Genomic DNA, 22,597 nt, shown 5'->3' with positions numbered 1-22,597 from the left:
ATGCTCATTGGTCGGAATGAGGACAGGCCTGTGTTGCGCTGAAGACTCGCATGATCCATCCGATCCGCGCATACTCAGCTCACGATAATCGCCGATGAGTCGAGAGAGAGCCATGGCAAAAGGCCGCTCATTGCGTCAGCAGCGCTCGCCATCTCATTTGTCCGCTGATCGTACCCAGGCGCGCATTCCGCGCCTGCAGGCGGACATGGGATGCGATCAGGCGCTGAAGCGCATCGCGCTGGAATGTCTGCGGCACCTTTTGGCCAATACGCCAGCCATTTGCGAAGGGAACGAGGCCGAGCCCGTCCACCAGGCCCGCGTGGCGATCCGCCGGCTGAGAACCGCGCTTGCCATATTCTCGCCCCTGGTTCGGGGACGGAAATGGAAAGCTGTATCGGGCGACTTGAAATGGCTGGCCGGCATACTCGGCAAAGCGCGCGACCTGGATGTGCTGGCGCTGGAAACGCTTCCCGCCCTCCAGGCCGAGCTGCGGGACGCCAGCCTGGCGCCTGCCGCGGCCGCGTTGAGCGCGGCCCGCCAGGACAGCCGCGCCGCTTGCCGCGTAGCACTGGCGTCTAGGCGCTGGACCGCGCTGCCTCCTGGATTGCTGAATGGCCTGGCCAGGCTGCCGGCGTGCCGGCAGCCTGCGTTGCCAGTGCTGGCAAACCAGTCGCTGAAGCGGCAGCGCAAAACCGTTTGCGAACTGCAGGCGAAATCCAGACATTCGATCGGGCAATGGCACGAATTGCGAAAACAGGGCAAAAAACTGCGCTATGCGGCCGAGTTTTTCACCGATCTGCGATTGAGCCGGAACGACAAGCGCCTGCTCGGCAAGCTGCAGGCTTTGCAGCGGCGCTTGGGCGATTATAACGATGCCATCATCGGCCGGGAGTGGTTGCTCCGGCATCTCGCTCCGGAAGACATGCCTGAGCGATTGGAGCAAATATTGGGCCGGCGGATCCGGCTCGCGGAAGAAAGCTTGCTTTCAGCCGAACACCGGTCTTGAAACCCATGCGACCGGCGCGTCATGCCGGAAAAAATACCGCCAGCCATACGCTGCGCTGTTCGGGATCGGTCCACGCGACCCTGTGGCGGCGATGGGCCGGGATCATGACCGCATCGCCAGGCTCCAGCCGCATCTGCTGATCTGGTTCGGCGAATTCCAATATCGCGGCGCCGGATAGCAGCGACACCCATTCATGCTCATTCTGGTCATACCAGAAGCCATCCGGCGAACAATGTCCGTTTGACACGATGCGTTCCATGCGAAACCCCTGGCCGCCAGAAAGAATTTCCTGGCACCACTCCTCTGGGAGCTCGCCGGGAATATGGTCGAACAGATTGTTTTTCATGATCAGCATGGCCTTGTCGCTCCCCTGGGATGCATTCTACTGAACGCAGGATAGTCCGCCAGTCGGGTCTTTTATCGGCGGAAATATCTGATTTTACTCATGACTCGCAGCCGGGTCTGGCGGGGTCATGAATAGTGCGATCGCTGATTGCGGTTTTGCTTGCAGGGGGAAATCATGAGCCGTGGTGTATTGGGGTTTAATGGGGAGCGCCTTGACCCGGCACGCGGATTCGCTCTCCTCGGAAAGGGTTGCCGAGCCTACAGTCCGGCATTGATGCGTTTTCATTGCCCGGACAGTCTGAGTCCATTTGGCGCCGGCGGGATCAATTCCTACGCCTATTGCAGCGGAGACCCGGTCAATCGGGCCGACCCCTCTGGGCATCTGAGCTGGCAAGCCTGGGCGGGGATTGGCTTGGCCGCGGCAGGTTTGGCGCTGGCGGCCTATACCGCAGGCAGCTCGATTGCCGCCGCCGGCGGCATGATCTCTGCGCTGGAAAGCGCCTCTGCCGCATCGTTGGCGATAGGCGGAGCCGCCGTGGTGGCGGATGCGGCGGCAATCGCGAGCGAGACGGTTGGCGCGAGCCATCCGACAGCGTCATCTGTCTTGGGATGGGTGTCGCTATCCGCGGGGATGCTGTCACTGGGTGCGGGACTGGTCTCCACAGGACACCGAGCCCTCAGGCAGTCAGGGAAAGCCAGCGATTCCATGGTGATGGATCTGGATAGCGAATTCAGGTTCGTTGCCGCGCTTGGCCGTACGGCGAGAAGAGGGGCGAATCCCGACTCGATGATGTCTGTAGTATTCGAAGATCATTTTCAGAATGGATTGCGGCTGAACATCTGGGCGCATGGGAGGAATCCCGATCTCATCTTCATAAATGGACGAACATTCAATGCCCGCACACTGCTCGAACTTCTCGACGCCGTAGGCGTGGATCTGGCAGATTACGATGCTATCAGGTTTATAACCTGCAACTCGGTAAATCTGGCGCGGGCATTTGTGAGAAATTTGCCAGTCGCCGGAGATTTGCCGATAAATTCAATGCAAACCGTTACTGGTTTTCGAGGAGAGGTGACCGTTCAGGGGCATGCCGTTGCTGCGCTCAGGCGGATATCCGCGGAGGTGCGTAATTTTCCAGACGCCGAGGCGCGGATACGTTTTGCTCAAGCCGTGGAGCGATACCCTGACCAGGCGATCATCGAGGGCGTCAATATTTTCGCGGATCTGGAGTTTTTCCGTATCGCGCATGGCAATCCTGTTTCATTCAGGCGGTCGCCAGCCCAGAGAGAGATCATAGAGCAGACGGAGGGATATCCCCCGCCGGCTTGGGGTGGACTGGCCTAGTTTTCCCGGCAAGACCGGCGCCATCTTTTCAAGCCAGGCTTTAGATGCGGCAACCCTGGCGGTTCATCTTGTCCTGCACGTCGCGCAGCTTGGTGAACAGGTCTTGGATGGTGGAGTTGTTCTTTGGCTCCATCTGGGCCATGTAGTAGTCGCGCCATGAGCGCAGCGTTTCGCATGACGGCTGCGCAGGCAGGGGACTCTGGGCAATGATAGGGCGCGTGTAGACGGGTTGGGGGCTGCTGTAGGGATGGGCGCGAGCCGGCGGCGGAGGCGGGTAGTTCTCGTTGAGCTGCAAGGCGCGCTTGGGTTTGAAACCACTGGGGCACTCGGTTGCATTGGTGAATTCAACCCTGCCGCCGCCGACGCATTCCAGGACTTGCGCGCCGACATGGCTGCTGAGCAACGCGATGGTTGATGCCAACAAGATTTTTGACCGCATGACGCCCGTCCGAAAAATGACTTTGTCATTTTACCTCTTCGATCATCATCCAGGGAAGTCTGTGGTTGATCAATCGCCGGTGTCTGGCCGCCGAGTCAATCAGCTGATAGTATCTGTCGCTCAGTCATTGGGGAGTAGCCTTTCCCGGCCAGCCCGGGAAGTCCACGTCAACAAACTTGAGGCCTCACGCCTCATGGCGTGGTCAGCTTGTATTGCGCTTAACCGCAAGGCAAGTCAGGCAAGACCTTTGGCCGCGATGCGTTTGCCAGCCGGGCAAGCCGCATGGCGCGCCATCGGTTTTCGCTTGCCCGGCTGGATGGCTTTCATGTTTGTCACGTTTGTTCTGTTTTTCCTCTCCGCCGGCGCGATCTACGCCTCCTGTGAATATTTCGTCAACGGCATTGAATGGCTGGGCCGTCGCTTGAACCTGGGCGCCACCGCCATAGGATCGGTGCTTGCCGCATTTGGCACCGCGCTGCCTGAATGCGCGGTGACGCTGATGGCGGTAGCGTTCGGCAGCACGCCGGAGCAACGCGACCTTGGCGTCGGGGCGGCCATGGGCGGCCCCCTGGTGCTTGCCACGCTTGCCTATGCGGTGGTCGGGCTGACCCTTCTGGCGAATCGCAAGCGCCTGGGCCGCGGCCATGGGCAGACGCAGGCCGACCACGTCCGGCTGAGCCGGGACCAGGCGGCGTTTTTCGGCGTGTTCGCGCTCAAGGTCGCACTGGGGCTGTTCGCCTTCACCATCAAGCCCTGGCTGGGCCTGGTGTTCTTGGCCGCTTATGCCGCCTATGTCTGGCGCGAGGTACGCGATGCGGAAACCTCGGAGGACGAGGAGGCGCTTGAGCCCTTGAAAATCCGGCCCTCGGCTGATGAGTCCTCTTTGGGCTGGCCGCTGTTGCAGACGCTGCTGGCCTTGATCGCCATCGGCCTGGCTTCCCACACCTTCGTGGCGCAGCTGGAAGCCATCGGTTTGGCCATCGGCTGGCCGGCGCACCTGACCGCCTTGTTGCTTAGTCCTGTGGCGACAGAACTGCCGGAAATCATGAATGCCCTTATCTGGGTGCGCCAAGGCAAGGAGCGCCTGGCCTTGGCCAATATTTCCGGCGCAATGATGATTCAGGCCACGATACCCAGCGCGCTGGGGCTCTTCTTCACCCCCTGGCTGCTCGACGCCTCTTTGCTGGCCGCCGGCGCGGTCACGGCCTTGGCTATCGCCATTCTCTGGTTCAATTTCCGACGCGGCGCGGTCGATGGCCGTGCATTGGTGGCGGTCGGCGGCCTGTACGGCGTTTTCGCATTGCTGATCGCCGGTGGCTTCTGACGCCATGCCCGGGTAAAACTCGATGCCTGCGTGGTTGGTCGTGCCTGGCTGCCGTCCCGTTTCATCGGCGGCCAAATGGACCCGGATGTCGACAAGCCGGGATCAAACCCAATAAATTTCCCGTTCAAAGCGGGCCGCTTACAGAGCTGCCCGCCATGCCCATGCAACGCGCGGATAATCCACAAGTTGTGGCAAGACGGTGAAAACTCGATAATCTATTTGAGAAAGGGGAGCTCACCCTATCCAGGACTTACGCAACAGCACCCAAAGGTATCTTTCAATAAATAATTTTGACTAATTGGATGGGCACCCACATGAGAGCATTGGTCTTGACGGTGTTATTCTGTCTGTACACGGCGATCACACATGCGGCAGGAATTAAGTTTGCTCAAGTCCCAGCCGATGCAAATGGCCCGGCGCTCAAGGCGATGGTGTGGACGCCATGCGCCGTGAGTGCGCAAGAAGTACCCATCGGGCCTATGGCCATGGAGGGTCTTTTCTTAGCCACCACGATCTTGCCGAGCGGCTGGCTGATGCGGGTTTTATCGTGGTGGCCATTAACCATCCCGGCGATACGTTCTCGGATATGAGCCACGCGGCCGAACTGTCCGAGTTCGTGGAGCGTCCGGTCGACATAAAGCGGTTGATCGACTACTTGCTGAGCGAGGCGCCGGACGCGCCAAAAATCGACCATGCATCGATAGGCTTTTTCGGTTTTTCGCGCGGAGGCTATACCGGGCTTGTATTGGCGGGCGGCAATCCAGATTTTCTTAACGCCAATGTCCCCTGTGCGGACCTGAATCTTCCCATGTGCGCACAGCTCCGGCGAAAACAGGTCCCCAAGGGGCCATGGACTCACGATGCGCGGATCAAAGCCTACATCATTGCGGACCCGCTCAACGAGTTTCCAACAGCAGACAGTCTGAAAAGTGTAAAAGCGCCCATTCAGCTCTGGGCTTCACAACATGGCGGTGACGGCGTATTACCGGAAACTGTTCCTGCACTAGCCAATGCGCTTCCCATCAGGCCAGAATTTCACCTTGTGTCCGGTTCGGCGCATTTTGCCTTTCTTGCGCCTTGCCCTGAAGCATTGGAGAAAGATGCGCCTGAGCTCTGCGTCGACGCGCCAGGATTTGACCGCATAGCCTTCCACAAAGAGCTTGGCGAGAAGGCGCTTGAGTTTTTTCAAGCCAACATTGGCAATGCACGCCATGCAGGCGTTGCAGACTAACGGATGAGCTTGATCCAACGCCCGAAGGCCCAATTGCGTCGCACCGAAGTAGTGCGAGATATTCTAAAAAAGCCGCGCGGTACTGCCCAGGAAGGCGTTCCAGCAATCGAGCCACTAACCCGATGCGCTCCTCTCGTACCACCCTTTGCTCGCATTAACAACGTGGACGACCAGCAGCATTACCGGCACCTCGATCAGTACACCAACCACCGTAGCCAGGGCCGCGCCCGACTGGAAGCCGAACAGGCTGATCGCTGCCGCCACAGCCAGCTCAAAGAAGTTGGAAGCGCCGATCAGGGCGGATGGGCAGGCTACTGAGTGCTTTTCTCCGACGCGGTGATTGAGCCAGTAGGCCAATGCTGAATTGAAGAACACCTGAATCAGAATAGGCACGGCTAGCAGGGCGATCACCAAGGGTTGTCGCAGGATGGCGTTGCCTTGGAAGGCAAACAGTAGCACCAAGGTCAGCAATAGCGCCGTGATCGACCATGGCTGGATGCGATGCAACGTGGCATCAAATACCGCTTGGCCTTTGCTCAGCAGTGTCTTGCGAATGGCCTGCGCGATCAGCACCGGCACCACGATGTATAGACCTACAGAAGTCAGCAGCGTGGCCCACGGCACGGTGATGTTGGAGACACCCAGCAGCAGGCCTACCAGTGGCGCGAAGGCGAACACCATAATCAGGTCGTTCAGTGCGACTTGGGATAGCGTGAAATACGGATCGCCGTCAGTCAGCCGACTCCAGACAAACACCATGGCGGTGCATGGCGCAGCCGCTAGTAGGATCAGGCCAGCAATATAGCTGTCCAACTGCTCAGCCGGCAAAAGCGGCGCAAACAAAACCCGAATGAACAGCCAGGCCAGAAAGGCCATCGAGAACGGCTTCACCATCCAGTTGATGAACAAGGTAACGCCGATGCCTTTCGTGTGCGCCTTGACTTGATCCAGCGCGCCGAAGTCGATTTTCAACAGCATCGGGATAATCATCACCCAAATCAGCAGGCCGACCGGAAAATTGACCTGGGCGATTTCCAAACCAGCAATCATGTGGAATGCGGAAGGGAAGAACTGCCCTAGGCCGATTCCGATCACGATGCAGATGGCGACCCAGGCTGTCAGATAGCGTTCAAACAGATTCAGAGATGTGCTGGCGGTGCTGGCGCCGGCGACTTCAGAAGGGGAGGACATGCCATTCTCCGCAAAATAGAGGGTATGTGACGCCGTGAGGGCTGACTCAGCGGTGTAGCGTGCCGATGCGCTCCAGCTCTGTCTTGAGACGAAGCGGATCTTCGCGCAGCGTATCCAATGGCAACGCTAGAAAAGCCTCAATTCGCGCCCGCAGGATGCGATAGGCCGCCAGAAAGGCGGCATCAATTTCCTCATTGCTGCCTTTCGCGTGCGCCGGATCGTCTACACCCCAATGGCTGCGCAGCGCCGGTCCCAGGAACACGGGACAGGTCTCGCCGGCAGCGCTGGCGCATACCGTAATCACGATATCCGGCGTAACCGGCAGATCATCCCAGGATTTGCTGCGGTAGCCATCGGTGGCAATTCCTTCTCGCGTTAGCAAAGCCAGCGAGCGAGGATGAACTTGGCCTGTCGGTTGGCTTCCGGCGCTCATCGCATGCCAGCCAGCCGGTGCTAGGTGGTTAAAAACTGCTTCAGCCAGGATGGAGCGGCAGGAATTGCCCGTGCATAAGAACAGCACATTTGCCGTAGGTTGATTCATGATGAGTTCGCCTCTTTCAGCAAGTGCCATCGCAGGGCGGCACATTGTTTGCTGGCGTGCAGGTTTCGCCGCGACAACAGTTTTCGGTCAGAAAACCTAGCAAGGCGTTCATCTGCTCGTAGTTGGCTGAGTAGTAGATAAAGCGCCCCTCTTGGCGGGACAAAATCAGCCCGGCATGAGATAGCTCCTTCAAATGAAAGGACAGCGTGGCATTAGCCACAGCAAGCCGTTCTCCGATCTGGCCGACTGCCAGGCCTTCAGGGCCTTGCTGAACCAGAAGTCGATAAATCGCTAGGCGAGTGTCCTGCGCCAAGGCGGCCAAGAGCGTGACAGCACTTTTCATTTCCATATTTCCATATTTATGGAAATAAAAACTCCGGTCAAGAAAAATGTGCGAACTAGATCCTCCGCAGGGTATCAATGACCGGCTCGGGAGACCGCGCTCGCGCGCGAAGTCGTCTTCACCCCGAAAAGCTTTTCCATGCCGGCGACCTGTCCGCCGAACTACGAATTCACGCTGAGCAGCGGCCAGCACTTCTCGTACTCGTTCGAATGGTTCTGCAAGTACGCCAGCGCCATCCGCGCCTACTTCATCAAGGGAAGCGGGTAGGAATGGAATGCTATTAGTGACCCTTATGCCTCGTGATTGCAGCCGTCGGCCTGCCGGTGTTGCTTGTGTACTTGATCAAGAATGTGCGGTAGCGGCCTAGCCAAACCGCCTGTTCGTCATTCACAAAAGGACAGGTGCACGAATGCGGCATTGTGGTATGGTGCTAGCTTGCTTATAACTGCCTCAACTATAAGACAATGAAACAAATCTCCTTCCTCCTGGCCAGCATATTGCTGGCCTTTGTCTTGACCTCCTGCGCCACCACCAATGCAGCGGAATCCAATGATCCTTACCTGAGGAATGGCATTGGCTTGAGTGTCTATTCTGCAAACTATGTTAATCGGGCGGTGTTCTTCCGTTTGGATGATGGGGTTAATGGAGGCGGAGCCCCGGCGGCCGCAAAAGATGGAAAGCCAGGCACGGGCGGTTCTATGTGTTGTTTCAACATAACCGACTTGAAGAAGCCAGTGAAGATTGAGCTGAATTGGCACTCTGTATCCGAGCCGCCTGTCATGGGTCCTGATCAGAATTTTATAGAAGGAAAGGTTTTAATTCCTCCAGTAAAAAAAATAGTAACAGCCAGATTGCCTCAGAGATTGCCACGCATTATCCCGAATGATCATATAAATAGCGAAGATGTGATGTGCGTAGTAATCAGAGACCTTGAAAAGGTTGAATTAAAATACGCTAACGAATACGATTGCAGGGATAAGTAGATGACTCTCAGGCAAGCGGGTGCTTACATCGACGATCAGGCATTATTAGCTGCACATAAAGCCGCCAAAATGGCTAGATTGTCGTGCGAAATCGGTGGCGAAACTTGGAAAGAGAAAATTGAATGTAAGTTCTTTCCGAAATTCACCATCTTTTTTGATGGCACAATGAACAATCTGAATACCTCGCCGGATAATAAGTCCAATGTGGCCCGCTTATTTCTGACCGCCTACGACGACAGAGGTAAAGAATACTATCCCCGCTACATCACTGGCGTTGGCACTTTATACGAACCCAAGGACAATCCCGAAGTTGGCGTAGACAAAGGCGGCAATATGGGTGCCGGTTTCGGCAAGGGTGGCGATATGCGCCTGAAGGACGCCATCCTTTTTATTGAGAAGACATTAGGCAGGAATTACACAACGGCCATTGCGCATATCAAAATGCTCCGGGTGGATGTAATTGGTTTCTCGCGCGGGGCAACACTTGCCCGAGCATTCGTATACGGCATGACTGTTCCCTTGGAAATCGGCTTTCTCGGCCTGTTTGATACTGTGGCCTCGGTGGGCGGGCCGCAGTTGCACGCGGATTGGGCCAAAGACTTGCGCGTGCCGTCCGCTGTAAAACGCTGCGTCCATCTCGTCGCCGCGCATGAAGTCCGCAAAGCCTTCCCGTTGGACTCCATCCAATACAAAAACAAATATCCCGACAATAGTGAAGAAGTTGTCTATCCCGGTGTGCATTCTGATGTAGGCGGCGGCTATTACCCGAACGAGCAAGGCCGCAGTCTGGAATACACCAAAATTCCTCTGCGGGAGATGTATTTAGAGGCGCTAAAAGCAGGCGTTGGATTGCAGTCGCTTACGGAGATGACAAAAGAGTATAGGGGCGAATTCACACCCGAAAATCGGGTGGAGCTCGTCGAAAAATATAAATCTTATATGGAGTATGTAAAAGCTCCGATAGGTGCAAAAAAAACATCGGATGCGAAAGCCAAAGAAGATAACTTGGTTTCATTGATATTGGCACATCGACCGGTATTCTTTAGGTGGCATGCAGATGTGGAACGCAGTGGCGATAAAACTCGACTTTTCTCTGGATTAGCAAAAGAGGCTGACTGTTCCGCGTGCTTATCCGCTCCAGCGGAACGCATCAAGGTCGAGAAAAATGAAAAGCTGTGGGCTAGTCGCAATATGAAGGATGCGACAGGGCAGGGCAAAGAGCTGGTTACAGAGCATAAGCGTCTTGCAAATCGCATTCCCTTCATCAAAGAACCTTATGAGCGCATAGGCAATGAAAACGTCGATCGGCCAAGGACGGATTATGAGGAACTCATTTACAGTGCTTGGACCAATCCGAATCCGTTGCCTAAATACATTATCGAGTTCTTTGAAGAGTATGTGCATGATTCCGTGGCGGCATTTGATAGCTGGCCATGCGCGCTATATGATCCACGAAAAATATTCATGCATGAAGATACCGTCCTAGCTCAACGGACAAGCCCTGAGACAGATGCAATTGCCTAGGTCGCACTATAGAGCGGTGAAACATGCTTTGACACTGGCGGTGCTTGCGACCCTGGCCGGATGCTCCTTGCCCGATACGGATGCAACCGTGACACGAGACACCGCAGTCTATGCGGCCGTGAATGATGCGCGCGACACGTATCTAAAGTACATCACTGACCATTCAAAAGCGCCTCGACACGGTGAGTCCAGCCACACCCCGGGTGACATCACGAATGAGGTAGTGGCCCGTTCGTGGTCTGTCATGAATCGTTACCTTGAATATCGAAAAGCTGGTGGAGTGCTGCCAAGTAGCTTGCCTCAACTGACTGGCTAGTAACGCCCAAGAAGGCCGCGAAGCGGCCTAGACGGGTGACTGGTATTACCCGTCTTTTTTCTCAATTTGAGAATTTTTCCGTAGGCCGGAGCGTCTTCCCGGGCCTTTGACTTTGCGCTTCTGTGGCTGCACCAGCCGGGTACATCTTGGACAGAATACTGGCGTAGCGATCAAGCAACTCCTGAGGTGGTGTCTCTGGGATGCGCAGCGGCATCAAGCCGATTTGCCGAATGACAGCATCACGCATCTTGTCTTGTTCCTCTTTCCCCAGGTGGCTGCTATCGTCCAGCTCTATCACCGCGATCATGGTCAGATCATTTTTGCAGATGAGGTAATCAGCCACTTTTTGGCTCATGGTTCTGCGTAGCCATTCACGTTGCCATCGGCTCCCGCCCTTGGTGTCTAGTATCTGGCTGAACGCCACTTGAGGGAAGACTAGAAAATTCGGACAGAGGCTGACAGTTAGTCGCCGATAGCATTCAATTTCACGGGGCGTCAGGATAGTGGGGCGCTTCAGCACAAATCGTGCTGCGCCGTAGCTGTTTGTTTTTTCTATCTCCTGTGACTCAGGCTCTTTCGTTGCCTTCTGCGCCTTCTGTTTTCCCGGCTTCAGTACAAGCCCAGCTACGCCGGCGAGGATGATGGAGATGATGAAGAAGCTGACCATGATATTCATTAGTCCGGAACTAAGGCATTGATGATCATGCCATATTTTGCTTGTTTTAAGCAGTTGCGTCGGTAGAAATCGCGCTCCATCATTAGCCGCTCAATTAGTGCTGACTGTTGCTCGATCAGGCATTGCGCGCGACGGTACTCGGGAAGACGCACAACGTCTGCGTGGTTCACCCGAATGCCTGTTGCTGGGCATACCAGGGCGTCGCCGCGATCGCATAGCCGGAACCCAGTGAACGGCCCGTATTGCGCGCCTAGGACCGTTTCTGAGCGATGGCGCAGCCATAGGTAGACCACGCGCGGCACTGGCTCGCGTCCACGCCGCCAGTAGGCCAGCTGTTGCGCGCTGACGCCGAGCTCGGCGGCCATTTCCTCAATGTCACCAAACGAAACAGCCCTGACGAGATCGTCAGGGCTGCAGGGGAATTCACACCACGGCTGATTCTTTTTCATACGAGCTTGAATTGTTGTCGGTGGAACTCCCTAGATCGGCAGTGTTGCGTAATTGGACCCCGTCCAAAAGGACAGTGCGCCTTTTAGGAACCGCCTGATTCTTGATAATACGCGATTTGACATAATATAGATTATGCGAATATAGGCCATTAGGCTGTAAGGGTCTGCGTGCGGCTTGCATAGCTGGCGCCTGCTGGATCAGCTCATCGTTGTTCAACGCTTCCGCCATGAACATCGCTTGGCGTGATCATAGCTTTGGGCATCGCTATGTGTGCCGATCGGCCCAACCGACATCTTCTTGCTCTGGCAGCATCCCGATCGCCAGTTTCGACAGTTGGAGCACTTGTTCGAATCGCGCATGGAGCTCGGTTCCATCTGTCGAGCGGCGTATCGAATCCATCTGGAGGATTTTCTCCCACAGCGCGTAGCGATGCAGTTGTCGGTACGTCGAAAACAGCTCAAACGAATCCACGCCAACCATCTGCTGCAGTCCACTCGCCAGTTGCTGCACTTTCATGCGCAGCGGGTCGCGATCGTTTAGCCGCCTATGTTTGCTGAGCTGCGAGGCGATCTCGGGCAGCATGGGCGCCAGAATGTGGAGCTCAAGCAAATTGGCCTGCGCCCAAATCGCTTTTGCCCCAGCGGCTCCCTGGTCCTGTCGGGACTGCACCTCAGCCAGCCACCATAACGGTGGCAAGTCATCCCACTCTTCGTCGAGGGGTTGCGGTGCCCTGCCGATGACTCCTAGCACGAAGGTAAGCGACAGGTACTGCACGACAGCCCAATAGTCCTCACGGTTTCCAGAGTACGCCGACCAGTAGTATTGCCGGGCGCGAGCCAAGGCTCGCCATCCCTCATCACGCAACGTGGCGGCATGCTTTAACTCGCTTTCGCGCGGGTCCATGCTGAGCAGAAAACAGACTTCGGATGCGCGCTTTTCTGTGCTGGCCAAGAAGCCATGCAATCGTGCCGCCTCACCGGGATGGCGCTGAGTCAGGCCCTTCAGTCTCGTCACGGCGTCAGCGACGCGTTCGCGAGCTTGCGACAGCATGTTGAATCCAATGCCGCCGTCAGGCGCCGGCGCCGATTGGGTCTCAAACGGTTCGGCTGCCTCATCCTTTTCTATCGGCTGTTGGTTGACTTGCTGAGAGGTCTCCCACACCGCCTCGCCTGCAAATCGCAGCGTCACATCGATATGCGCCATCGCCCGGGCGATCTGGGCATCCGCGAGCCCCTTATCGAATCTGGGAGGAAACGCCGCATAGGCGGTAATGCTGGCCCAATCGTGGGTGTCTGGATACTCGCTGTGAAGACTGCGCCGCAAGGCAACCAACAGGTGACGAGGGTCCTCACCCCACAGAAAGCCAGTATAAAGCGTTTGTACGAAGCGGACTGAAGCGCCATAGGACAACGGGAACTGTGATCCGATCACCAAGGGGATGCCTGCCTCATGCAATGCGTGCGCCACGCTGGCGCCTGTGCCGATCACCGACCCTTGGTGCCCGCTGTCACACGACGCCATGGTGACCACGGAGGGCCGCGAATTGGCTGTTTGGCGTTCAGCCGTTGTCGCCCGCAACGCGGAAGCAAGACGCTTGCCGCTTACTTTGTCCATTTCTCCTTGAGGGCTGTTCACCGCGTGCAAGGCAATGCCGAAACTCTGGTCGATCTCCCCTGGCAGGTTGACTCCATGCGCGAGGATATGCACATGCGTGTATGCCGTCTTCGCGCAGGCCTGCTCGATGTCGCGGATGCTGGCGTTGCTCAATACAGTGAGGTGTCGCATGACTCGATCCCGTTGGCGCTCTGGCAAGTCGAGCTCGCTTTGAGCGATCCAGGGGTCCAGGGCCTGGCGGATGGCCAATAAATGCGCCTCCGCGGGAATCGCCGGCAGCCCTGGCGGAGACGCGAGCACGACCAGGATACGTGGGTGGACCGGCCATGAGACGGCGTCGTCGGTAACGCGGCGAATTTCCCGCGTCAGACATATCGGCCTTTGCGCCTGCAGCAACAGGTGCTGCCCTGCTCCTGGCTGGCCAGGCGGCGACAGCATCAATTCGAACGGTAATAGCGCCAGTTCGGCCGCGGACAGAACCAAGCGCAACTGGGTGTAACTATTGCCATCATCGCCAACCTCGTGTCCCGCCATGTCGGCTGTCAGCCCTGGCACTTGCCCGAACAAATCAGCCAGCGCGCGCGCCGTGTCTTGAAGCTGAAACCGGCGTGGCTCATCCCCTTGCCGATAGCTGAGCGCGGTCAATCGGTGAAGCATTTGCCCATGCTCGAAAGGAACAGCCAAGGTGACCGCCGGGTGGTTCTGGCACAGTGCCAGATAGGGTGTCAGCGGAGACAGCAGCTGGTTATTCGATGGACCATGGCGAAGCAGCTCCAGCGATATGGTATGCAATTCAGGCCTCCTTGCTCCGCAAGGTATTCGGTACCGGGATCAGCGTTTTTCGTCCTGCGGCGAGCGCTACACGCCGCAGTTCACCAAGGGTCCGGTCTCCGTCCTTCCAGATCGACACGACCGAGCAGCGCCGGATCACTAAACCATCGGCCTGATCCAGTTCGCCCATGCTGCGGCTCTTGATAAGCCGGTTGATCAACGTATTGAACGCCTGGGGGTCCTGGCGGGTTTGCGGCGAGATCTGGATAAGCCGTGCCCAGGTGCCGCTGTTGAAATAGCTTCCCTGCCCTTTCCTTCGGGAAAGAGAACGCTCTAGATGGGTGTGGCCCGCCACCAGAAAATCGATGCTCGGGTCAACCTGCTCATCCAGGGCGGTGAACGTGTCGTCAACTGCGTTCGGATTAAAGCTTTGGTCCTTATCAAGTCCATCCAGCCCCCTTCGCAATGCCTCCTCCGTCGACTTCCCCTGGATTAGCCCCCGTATGGCATCCATTACCCCCAGTTGCTGGGAGGCGGCGCCGGGCAAGAGCGCCATCGGATCTGCTTGCTGGCGCGCCATGTACTCCACGCCGTCCAGTAGTTGCCGCGATGATGGCAGCGGCCGGGTCGAGTTGACGAGCGCATCCGAGATTGGAAGAGCCTCGTCTTCGCCAAGCCAGCCGATATGGCTTTTGAATTTGTCCAGCCCCACCCGGCCGAGCACCGAGAGCACCGGCTGCAGTTTGCCGTACGCCTCTGGAGAAAGCGTCAGCAGAATGGGGATCGCGGCTTCCGTTTCCGGCTTGAGCAAGTCAACGAATGGATACTGGCGCTTGATGTCATTCATCACCTCGATGACCATTTTTGAGCCGGCATTCGGTTCGATGGGGTCGATGCGCCCGCCCCATTGGCCCGTTCTGGCAGCCATCCGGAGCTGCTCGTAATTGGCCCGGTTCCAGTCGTCCACCTCGTTTCCGTGCACAAAGAGAACATTCGCCTTGCCAACGCGACACGACACTCCCGTGCCATCGGCGACCAGCCGTATCCGGCCGCGTCGACTGTCGTCGCCGGCGCTCAGCATTTCCAATAAATGCCGCTGGACCCATGGCAGGGAAAGTTCGATGTCATGATTGCCGAGATTGATGATCAGGGTTCGATTCGCCGTCGAGACGAACCGCTGGATTGCCGGGAAAATGGCCGCAAAGGTACCGTCCCCCTTGATGCGCTCCAAATCTCCGATTGCCTTGTCGGGGTTAAAATGCCGCGCGCCGGGCTCGGCGAGAAAATCAATGAAATCGCCGTTGATGACCAGCGCAACGCGTTGCTCGGCGGGCTTTTGGCTGAGCGTATCCAGTAGCCAGACCAGTTCCTCGGTCGATCCGAAAATTTGAAAGCCTGGTTGCCCGCCAATATGGAGGTCTGAAATGCCATGGACTTCGTCAAAGTCCAAGTCGCTCACCATCGTGCGTCCTCCTCAAGATTCGCCAAGCGGCGCGTGCCGTGGCGAGGTCTTTATGCCCTCGGCAAAGCGCTGGCTGTTCGCCAAATGCCTAGATTCATTGCTTCGGATTGTTCTTTTACGGAATAACTGCCGGGAGCCGCATAAAGCGGACTTTCAACGCCCCAGACTGTTTGCGCGCTACGCAGGCAGCTGAGCAAATGCTCATCCAGCGCCGAGTCGCTCACCACTTCCCGCCGCTCCGCCAGACGCCGCGGCAGGCTCCAGCGATCCCAGAACACTGCGTGGCCTGCGTCGAGGAGCGCGCGAGCAAGTTCGAATGCTGGCTGCGTTCCGTCGGCGATGCGATAGCTGATGAATTGCAACGGGAGATCAAGCATCCGCTTCGCATAGGCTTGTATCTCCTCTCCGGAAACAAGCATCCTTGGGCTTTGCAGATATTGCCCGATTGGAGCGGTTGGTCGCCTCCAAAGCGGCATGACCTGCCCCTTGGTGTTCTGGGTCTGCAGTATTCTCAACAAGGGCCGCGCATCGAATAATGGAAACCAGCACGAGTCCGCGCTTGCAGCGAAGCGAAAACGTCCATCAGGAAGACGTTCCACTTTCTCGACGTTGATGCGCGCATCGAGCGATGGCGGCAAGGTCCCCCAGGGCGCATGCAACTGCCCGACCATCCAGATCACATCTCCTTCGCGCACCAAGGACGCGGCGCCCCGTGTCTGCCGAGTTGTGTGATAGCCAGGGCGTTTGAAACCATCGTCAGGCTCGCGCGGTTCCGCAAACCAGCTATCTGCATGCGCGGCGTGAATGCGCCGCGGTTGGTAGTGGATGATGTGCTGGGAGGTGTTCATGATTGCGACCCGTCGGAAGTCCATCCATGGCATTGGCAGGTGACAAACGAGCTGATGACAATATTCTAGGCAAACATGATGGTGTTTGCTGGCTGCTTAGTCCAATCTCGCCCAGGCCGCCGTTGAGTCGCCCTGCCCCATTGCCGCCCTCCCCCTCGGGTACAGGCTTGCGCGATCCGCGCAGTCATGACGACAGGCGGCATCGAGAGCGGCTCACGCATGCGGAGTGGTTCTTCAGATTAACCATTCCTCTGAATAGTTGGGCCATTGCTGTATCTTCCAGCGCAAATGGTCGCTTTCAGCGCGCATTTCCAATGCCGAGCTATTCATTGCAGATGCGCTGAAGTCTATGAATTTGAATTCATTCGCTGCCTTCTCGAACAAGATATTGCCATCGCTGATATCGCCATGCAGTATTCCCAGATCGTGGATTCTATCCATCGACTTCACCAGGGAACGTGCATGATCGCTTGTCAGTTCAAACAAAACATGATTATTGGAAAGCGGCACGCCTTTCACCAAAGGCATTTTTATGCTGCGGGGAGGTTTTACTTTTGCTGTGGTTGAGGCATGAACTCTATTGAAAATCGATGCCTCATTGCTGAGCTGTCTTAGATCCACTTGCTGGTTTTTATATTCTTTTATTAAGAAATTCCCTTTTTTATATAATATCGCCTCGCTGCCTTCGCTGAAGACGGCGCGTCTGCGCAGGAAAGGGATTCGCTCCTGGATGGCGCGCCATATTCCGGCATGCCCAGACCCAGCCTGGCCTGCTGTGGTTTCCGCTCTGACGCCTCCAGACATCATCAATCCACCAAACGGACGATCACTGCTTCCCGGCAGCAAGCCGATTAATGAACGCGCCCCAGGCGCAGCCCAAGTCAAGGCCAGCGAGCTGAGTCCGCTCACACTCCCTGCCCCAAGCGCGGCCCACCCCAATGCAGCTGCGGCTTGGGGGTCCGATGCCTCCACAAACTGTTGCGCGATGGCCAAGCCGGCGGATGCCGCCGCGCTGATGACCGATACGGTGGACAACACCGCGGCCAGTGATGTCCCTCCAGATATCGGCGTCAGCAAGACGCCCAAACTCATCCCGACGCCAATGCCCAGCCACCCCCAGAAGCTGTGGCGCCCAGCAGGATCGACACGGTTGATCGGGTCGCCGGCGCAATAGGCATACGGATTGAGCCCGCCGCCGCCGAATGGGCTGGCATGGTCAGGGCTGATGAAACGCATCATCGTTGGGCTATGCGCCCGATGCCCGTTTCCCAGTTGGTAATGCCCATTTGCGGGATCCAGCCGTTCGCCATTGAATCGCAGCACGCCTTCGCCCATAGCAGTCTCCCAGAAGCCAATTGAAACGTTCAAACTGCCCGGAGAGCTTTCTGCAGGGATATGGCGGCGGCTGATTTGCGGAGAGTCCGAAAGATCGCACCCAGTTGAAAGTCTTGTATCGATCGACCCTTGCTCATAGAATCGACGTTCTATTGCGGAGATGGCATTCCTCCCGTAACCACCCCTAGAGGGTTGATGATGCCTACGGTATTCCTGGCACGGAAGCTGTAGGCGCGCGCCCTATCCCCTGTCCGTCCAGGCGTTTAGATTCGACTGTATTGGACATTCCATGATGCAAAGAAAATTGCCGGCTCTGTCATTTGCGCTGTCTTTCATCGGCAAATGGTCGTTGCTTTCCGCGCTGGTCGCCGCCTTGTCCGGCACGGCATCCGCGTTTTTCCTGTTCGCGCTCGAGCAAGCTACGCGCACCCGACTCGCTCACCCATGGCTGATCTGGTTATTGCCGCTTGGAGGCTTTGCCGTTGGAATGGCCTATCTGCGGCTGGGGAAGGAAGTTGAAGGCGGCAATAATCTGCTGATAGACGAAATTCACGATCCCCAAAAAACCGTGCCGCTGCGCATGGTCCCTCTAGTGCTGACCGGCACAGTCGTTACCCACCTGTTCGGCGGCTCGGCCGGACGAGAAGGCACCGCGGTGCAAATGGGAGGCGCGCTGGCCGACCAGGTCCATAAGGTGCTGCCTTTGCAGCCTGAAGACAGGCGCATGCTGTTGATGGCCGGGATCAGCGTCGGTTTTGCTTCGGTTTTCGGCACCCCGCTCGCCGGCGCGATTTTCGGCCTAGAGATGCTCGCCATTGGGCGCTTGCGCTACGATGCGATCCTGCCCTGTCTGGCTGCCGCCATTCTCGGCGATCAGGCGAGCTTGCTTTGGGGCGTGCATCATACCTTCTACCGGATTCCCTTCATTCCCGCTCTCGATGCCTGGGGACTGTGCGCCTCGGTTCTGGCCGGGGCGGCGTTCGGCCTGACCGGCAAACTGTTCGCGGAGTCCGTGCACTGGTTGGCCGATTGTCTGAGGCGCCGCATCGCGTTCGCGCCGCTGCGGCCTTTGATCGGCGGAGGCGCCATCGCCGTCGCGGCATCGCTGATGGATGCGCGGGCTTATCTTGGCCTGGGCATTCCGACCCTTGTTTCCGCCTTCCAGCAGCCGCTGTCGCCCTATGACGTCATCGGCAAGCTGGGTTTTACCGTCGCGACGCTCGGTTCCGGCTTCAAGGGCGGCGAAGTGACGCCGCTGTTCTACATCGGCGCGGCGCTGGGCAATATGCTGGCCCCCCTGTTGCACCTGCCCTTCCCCTTGCTGGCCGGCATGGGTTTCGTGGCGGTGTTTGCCGGCGCGGCCAATACGCCGCTCGCCTCCACCGTGATGGCTCTGGAACTGTTCGGTTCGGAGATCGGCGTTTACGCCGGCATGGCCTGCGTGGTCGCTTACCTGTTTTCGGGCCATTCCAGCATCTATCGGGCTCAACGCATAGGCGTGGCCAAGCGTCGCGGCGTGCCGGAAAACATCAGACTGGCCGATTGGCCGGCTTTGCGCCAGGCAACGAGGCGGAAACAGGAGACCTCGGGCCCTGACGCCGGCTAGCGCGCCGTTCCCGGCGGCACGCCCAACAGCTTCATCTCCATCGGCGGCGCGTCCCGCGGCAGCCATTTGTTGTAGATGCGCTTGAACGTGCCGTCCTTTTTGATGGCGGCGAAGCCATCCTGCCAACGCTTGACCTCTTCCGCGGAGGTGCCGCGGGAAAAGGCGAGATACAGCTCCAGCGACTCCAGCACCCGCACCACCTCCACCGCATTGGCTGGCTGATGGATATCCTTGAGCACCGAGGCGACGACGAAGCCGCCCTCCACCCACATATCGTAGCGGCCCATCAGCATTTTTTGCGCGGTCAGCTGCGGCGTCGGCGCCAGGTCCACCTCTACGAAACCGGCGGCGGACGCGGCGTCGGCGAAGATGCTGCCCCGATAAGCGCCCACGGGCCGCTGGTAGATGCCGGCGCCCAGCGCCAGCAGCTTGGCGGCTTCGCCCTTGCGGGCCAGCAGCACGGTTTGGGATACCGCGATCGGCCCCAGCAGGGTCATTTGCTTCTCCCTCGCCTCGCTGCGGCCGACAGTGAACAGCATCACGCCCGGCGTGGTCAGCAAATCCTTGTAGCCGCGCGCCCAGGGAACGACTTCGATCGGGCTGTTGTCGTGGATGCGGCCTTGGATCTCGCGCACCACTTCCACCGCCATGCCATCGGCAATGCCGTTGCGCTGAAAAGTAATGGGCGGCCATTCCTCGGTATAGATCGTCAGCGCATGCGCTCGGGCAGGCCAAGCGCACAGACTGAACATCAGCAAGATCAGAACGCGGGCCAGCATCGGGATTCTCCTACGCATAACTACTCATCTCTTGATAGTTCCCAACCGCCCCGTCTGCCGGCTTATTCGCTATAATCCCGCTTTGCGCCGCCAAGCCGTCGGCATTATCATTCGCGCACCTACCCATCTAAGGAACGTCATGAGCCGCATCACCCTCTCCCGTTTTCTGATCGAACAACAGCGCAAGGCCGGCACGCTTCCACCGGAGCTGCGCCTGCTGATCGAAACCGTGGGCCGCGCCTGCAAGGCCATCAGCTACTCGGTGAACAAGGGCGCGCTGGCCGACGTGCTGGGCGAGGCCGGCACCGGCAACATCCAGGGCGAGGCGCAGAAGAAGCTGGACGTGATCGCCAACGACTTCCTGCTGGACGCCAACGAGTGGGGCGGCAGCCTGGCCGCGATGGCGTCGGAAGAGATGGAGCTGCCCTACCACATCCCGGGCGAATACCCGAAGGGCGAATACCTGCTGATGTTCGACCCGCTGGACGGTTCGTCCAACATCGACGTCAACATCTCCGTCGGCACCATTTTCTCCATCCTGCGCTGCCCCGAGGGCGTGACGCAGCCGACAGAAACCGATTTCCTGCAGCCTGGCACCCACCAAGTCGCCGCCGGCTACACCGTGTACGGCCCGCAAACCATGCTGGTGCTGACCTTCGGCAGCGGCGTGCACGGCTTTACGCTGGACCGCGAGCACGGCTCTTTCGTGCTGACCCACCCGGACATGAAAGTGCCGGAACGCACCGCCGAATTCGCGATCAACATGTCCAATATGCGCCACTGGGAAGCGCCGGTGCGCCGCTACGTGGAGGAGATGCTGGCCGGCAAGACCGGCCCGCGCGGCCGCGATTTCAACATGCGCTGGGTGGCGTCGATGGTGGCCGAAGTGCATCGCATCATCACCCGCGGCGGCATCTTCATGTATCCGAAGGACGCGCGCGATCCGTCCAAGGCCGGCAAGCTGCGGCTGATGTACGAAGGCAACCCGATGGCCTTCATCATCGAGCAAGCCGGCGGCGCGGCCACCAACGGCCACCAGCGCATCCTGGACATCGTGCCGACCAAGCTGCACGAGCGCGTGGCGGTGTTCCTCGGCTCTAAGGAAGAAGTGGAACTGGTGACGCGCTATCATAGCGAACAGCAATAAGCCGCCAGTCGTCTTTCTGAACCAAGCCCGCGTCCTGCGGGCTTTTTGCCTTCAATCGAACAGCGATCCCTGCCGGGGCGGATCGGCGATTTCGCCTTCCGCGCGCATGGCCTCGGCGGAAAACAGCTGCAGAAAGGCGCGCGCCTGCTCCGGATTGCGGCAATGCAGCCACGCCTGGTAAAGCGCCGCGGGGATGATGGCCAGCGAGCGCTTTTCGTCGCCGGGCCTATGCATGCGCCCCATCACCGCGTGGCCGTCGGCATGGATGGTGATCTGGGTGAAGGCCAGGCTGATCGAGCCGTCCGCCTCGCGCCATTCGCGCCACAGGCCCGCCACTGCGAACGGCGCGCCGTCGGCCATGCTTATCTTTGTGCGCACCGCCCGACCGCTCTCGTAGCAGGGTTCATAAAACGCCTGCATCGGCACCAGGCACAGCTGGCAGTTGCGCCAGGCGTCGCGGTAGCTTCGCAGCTGGCCTATGGTTTCGACGCGGGCGTTCATGGTGCTGAGCCGCACGCCCGCCGGCTGGTGGCGCTTGGGAATGAAGCCATAGCTGGCGAAGCGCAAGCCATCCCGGGTCAGGATGGGAGCCGGGTAGTCCTGCCAGGCCTCGTCCGGCCATTGCCCGTCGCCGGGGTCGCAGCCTAACCATTCACGTAGCTGGCCGCGGCTGGGCGGAATGAAGTTGACGCACATGTTCCGGCCCTATCGCGCTTCGGTTTGACGGATGAAGACCGGCGGCACGCCGTCGATCAGCCAGACGCCGTTGTCGGAGCGGTAGAACGCCAGCCCGGCCTGCCGCATCGCGCGGGCATCGATCTCCAGCACCACGGGCTTGCCGTGGCGCGCGCCCACCTTGCGCGCGGTCTGCCCGTCGGCGGAAAGATGGACATGCTGGCGCTGGCCTGGCCGCAGCCCTTCGGCCAGGATGGCGTCGAGGAACCGGCTGGCGGTGCCGTGGTACAGCCTGTCGGGCGGCTCGCAGGCCGCCAGGCCCAGATCTATCTTGATCGAGTGGCCCTGGTTGGCGCGGATGCGCAGTCCATCCTCGCTGATGGCGAACCGCTGCTTGTCGTTGTCGAGAACAATCTTCTCCAGTTGCTTGCGGCCCAAGTTCCGGCCCTTGGCGGCAAGCCTGGCCAGCAGCTCGCCGATATCGGCCCAGCCCTGGTCGTCCAGTTGCAATCCTATGGTTTCCGGTTGATGCCTCAGTACCAGGCTGAGAAAACGCGAATGGTCGTCTTGCGTATTGCGCATGGCAGGATCTTGCTTGATTGGGTTTCGCGCAATCATACCGCGCGCGGATGCTCTTTCAAAACGC

23 protein-coding genes and 2 riboswitches are annotated in these 22,597 nt (G+C 58.5%); of the genes, 9 read left to right on the top strand and 14 right to left on the bottom strand.

Annotated features, from left to right (window positions below; genetic code table 11):
* Positions 1-112: 112 nt before the first annotated feature.
* Positions 113-1,006 carry a CHAD domain-containing protein gene (locus tag CV_RS11955; protein WP_158303317.1) on the top strand — a complete coding sequence of 298 codons (894 nt, stop codon included), beginning with the start codon at positions 113-115 and terminating at the stop codon, positions 1,004-1,006.
* Positions 1,007-1,025: 19 nt separating this feature from the next.
* On the opposite strand, the gene CV_RS11950 is transcribed toward CV_RS11955, so the two are convergent.
* Entirely contained in the window at positions 1,026-1,361 is a 336-nt protein-coding gene (locus CV_RS11950) for a cupin domain-containing protein (RefSeq protein WP_043596173.1), read from the bottom strand.
* Positions 1,362-1,526: 165 nt separating this feature from the next.
* Here CV_RS11950 and CV_RS11945 point away from each other — a divergent pair, with 165 nt between their 5' ends.
* On the top strand, positions 1,527-2,696 hold the full coding sequence (locus CV_RS11945; protein WP_011135990.1) for an RHS repeat-associated core domain-containing protein: 1,170 nt from the start codon (positions 1,527-1,529) through the stop codon (positions 2,694-2,696).
* Between the two features lie 40 nt (positions 2,697-2,736).
* Here CV_RS11945 and CV_RS11940 read toward each other — a convergent pair whose 3' ends face one another.
* Complete coding sequence (locus tag CV_RS11940) at positions 2,737-3,135, bottom strand: hypothetical protein (protein WP_256595646.1); 399 nt, start codon at positions 3,133-3,135, stop codon at positions 2,737-2,739.
* A 117-nt stretch (positions 3,136-3,252) separates the two neighbouring features.
* A riboswitch (yybP-ykoY riboswitch) is annotated at positions 3,253-3,415 on the top strand.
* A gap of 45 nt (positions 3,416-3,460) precedes the next feature.
* On the opposite strand from CV_RS11940, the gene CV_RS11935 reads away from it, so the two are divergent.
* Complete coding sequence (locus tag CV_RS11935) at positions 3,461-4,459, top strand: sodium:calcium antiporter (RefSeq protein WP_011135989.1); 999 nt, start codon at positions 3,461-3,463, stop codon at positions 4,457-4,459.
* Positions 4,460-4,901: 442 nt separating this feature from the next.
* Entirely contained in the window at positions 4,902-5,690 is a 789-nt protein-coding gene (locus CV_RS11930; protein ID WP_011135988.1) for an alpha/beta hydrolase family protein, read from the top strand.
* A 114-nt stretch (positions 5,691-5,804) separates the two neighbouring features.
* Here the strand turns inward: CV_RS11930 and arsB are convergent, their stop codons facing one another.
* Genes arsB through CV_RS11915 form a run of 3 tightly spaced genes read right to left on the bottom strand, consistent with a single transcriptional unit; the run spans position 5,805 to position 7,771 of the window.
* Complete coding sequence (arsB, locus tag CV_RS11925) at positions 5,805-6,881, bottom strand: ACR3 family arsenite efflux transporter (protein ID WP_011135987.1); 1,077 nt, start codon at positions 6,879-6,881, stop codon at positions 5,805-5,807.
* A gap of 46 nt (positions 6,882-6,927) precedes the next feature.
* Positions 6,928-7,422 carry an arsenate reductase ArsC gene (locus CV_RS11920; protein WP_011135986.1) on the bottom strand — a complete coding sequence of 165 codons (495 nt, stop codon included), beginning with the start codon at positions 7,420-7,422 and terminating at the stop codon, positions 6,928-6,930.
* A 16-nt stretch (positions 7,423-7,438) separates the two neighbouring features.
* Positions 7,439-7,771: an ArsR/SmtB family transcription factor gene (locus CV_RS11915; protein ID WP_011135985.1), complete on the bottom strand. Its 333-nt coding sequence runs from the start codon at positions 7,769-7,771 to the stop codon at positions 7,439-7,441.
* 132 nt (positions 7,772-7,903) lie between these two features.
* On the opposite strand from CV_RS11915, the gene CV_RS24260 reads away from it, so the two are divergent.
* From CV_RS24260 to CV_RS22915, 3 genes are all read left to right on the top strand, one after another.
* Complete coding sequence (locus tag CV_RS24260) at positions 7,904-8,032, top strand: virulence factor TspB C-terminal domain-related protein (RefSeq protein WP_256595645.1); 129 nt, start codon at positions 7,904-7,906, stop codon at positions 8,030-8,032.
* 197 nt (positions 8,033-8,229) lie between these two features.
* The gene (locus CV_RS23535) at positions 8,230-8,748 is read left to right on the top strand and encodes a DUF3304 domain-containing protein (RefSeq protein WP_011135984.1); all 519 of its coding nucleotides are present in this window, start codon (positions 8,230-8,232) and stop codon (positions 8,746-8,748) included.
* Entirely contained in the window at positions 8,749-10,272 is a 1,524-nt protein-coding gene (locus CV_RS22915) for a T6SS phospholipase effector Tle1-like catalytic domain-containing protein (RefSeq protein WP_011135983.1), read from the top strand. It abuts the gene before it with no gap.
* A gap of 377 nt (positions 10,273-10,649) precedes the next feature.
* Here CV_RS22915 and CV_RS11900 read toward each other — a convergent pair whose 3' ends face one another.
* The 6 genes from CV_RS11900 to CV_RS22910 form a co-directional block, all read right to left on the bottom strand.
* Entirely contained in the window at positions 10,650-11,264 is a 615-nt protein-coding gene (locus CV_RS11900) for a DUF2726 domain-containing protein (protein WP_011135982.1), read from the bottom strand.
* Positions 11,264-11,713 carry a hypothetical protein gene (locus CV_RS11895; RefSeq protein WP_011135981.1) on the bottom strand — a complete coding sequence of 150 codons (450 nt, stop codon included), beginning with the start codon at positions 11,711-11,713 and terminating at the stop codon, positions 11,264-11,266. The genes CV_RS11900 and CV_RS11895 overlap by 1 nt, the downstream gene beginning before the upstream one ends.
* A gap of 265 nt (positions 11,714-11,978) precedes the next feature.
* Positions 11,979-14,120 carry a CHAT domain-containing protein gene (locus CV_RS11890; RefSeq protein ID WP_011135980.1) on the bottom strand — a complete coding sequence of 714 codons (2,142 nt, stop codon included), beginning with the start codon at positions 14,118-14,120 and terminating at the stop codon, positions 11,979-11,981.
* Between the two features lies 1 nt (position 14,121).
* Positions 14,122-15,561 carry a metallophosphoesterase gene (locus tag CV_RS11885; RefSeq protein WP_011135979.1) on the bottom strand — a complete coding sequence of 480 codons (1,440 nt, stop codon included), beginning with the start codon at positions 15,559-15,561 and terminating at the stop codon, positions 14,122-14,124.
* A gap of 50 nt (positions 15,562-15,611) precedes the next feature.
* The gene (locus CV_RS11880) at positions 15,612-16,409 is read right to left on the bottom strand and encodes a hypothetical protein (RefSeq protein WP_218567018.1); all 798 of its coding nucleotides are present in this window, start codon (positions 16,407-16,409) and stop codon (positions 15,612-15,614) included.
* A 234-nt stretch (positions 16,410-16,643) separates the two neighbouring features.
* The gene (locus CV_RS22910; RefSeq protein WP_011135977.1) at positions 16,644-17,744 is read right to left on the bottom strand and encodes an RHS repeat-associated core domain-containing protein; all 1,101 of its coding nucleotides are present in this window, start codon (positions 17,742-17,744) and stop codon (positions 16,644-16,646) included.
* 147 nt (positions 17,745-17,891) lie between these two features.
* A riboswitch (Fluoride riboswitch) is annotated at positions 17,892-17,956 on the top strand.
* A 77-nt stretch (positions 17,957-18,033) separates the two neighbouring features.
* On the opposite strand from CV_RS22910, the gene CV_RS11870 reads away from it, so the two are divergent.
* A complete protein-coding gene (locus tag CV_RS11870) occupies positions 18,034-19,350 on the top strand; it encodes a voltage-gated chloride channel family protein (RefSeq protein WP_011135976.1) in 1,317 nt (438 codons plus the stop codon).
* Here the strand turns inward: CV_RS11870 and CV_RS11865 are convergent.
* The gene (locus CV_RS11865) at positions 19,347-20,129 is read right to left on the bottom strand and encodes a substrate-binding periplasmic protein (RefSeq protein WP_011135975.1); all 783 of its coding nucleotides are present in this window, start codon (positions 20,127-20,129) and stop codon (positions 19,347-19,349) included. The genes CV_RS11870 and CV_RS11865 overlap by 4 nt on opposite strands.
* 139 nt (positions 20,130-20,268) lie before the next feature.
* Here CV_RS11865 and CV_RS11860 point away from each other — a divergent pair, with 139 nt between their 5' ends.
* Complete coding sequence (locus CV_RS11860; RefSeq protein ID WP_011135974.1) at positions 20,269-21,276, top strand: class 1 fructose-bisphosphatase; 1,008 nt, start codon at positions 20,269-20,271, stop codon at positions 21,274-21,276.
* Positions 21,277-21,327: 51 nt separating this feature from the next.
* On the opposite strand, the gene CV_RS11855 is transcribed toward CV_RS11860, so the two are convergent.
* Together CV_RS11855 and CV_RS11850 are read right to left on the bottom strand one after the other, a co-directional pair.
* On the bottom strand, positions 21,328-21,972 hold the full coding sequence (locus CV_RS11855) for an SOS response-associated peptidase (protein WP_011135973.1): 645 nt from the start codon (positions 21,970-21,972) through the stop codon (positions 21,328-21,330).
* A 9-nt stretch (positions 21,973-21,981) separates the two neighbouring features.
* Positions 21,982-22,533 (bottom strand): RNA 2'-phosphotransferase, encoded by a 552-nt coding sequence (locus CV_RS11850; protein WP_043596158.1) that lies wholly within the window; start codon positions 22,531-22,533, stop codon positions 21,982-21,984.
* Positions 22,534-22,597: the final 64 nt, after the last annotated feature.

The sequence above is a fragment of the Chromobacterium violaceum ATCC 12472 genome, from assembly GCF_000007705.1.
Taxonomy (GTDB): Bacteria; Pseudomonadota; Gammaproteobacteria; order Burkholderiales; family Chromobacteriaceae; genus Chromobacterium; species Chromobacterium violaceum.
This window is presented reverse-complemented; position numbering and strand designations above follow the sequence as displayed.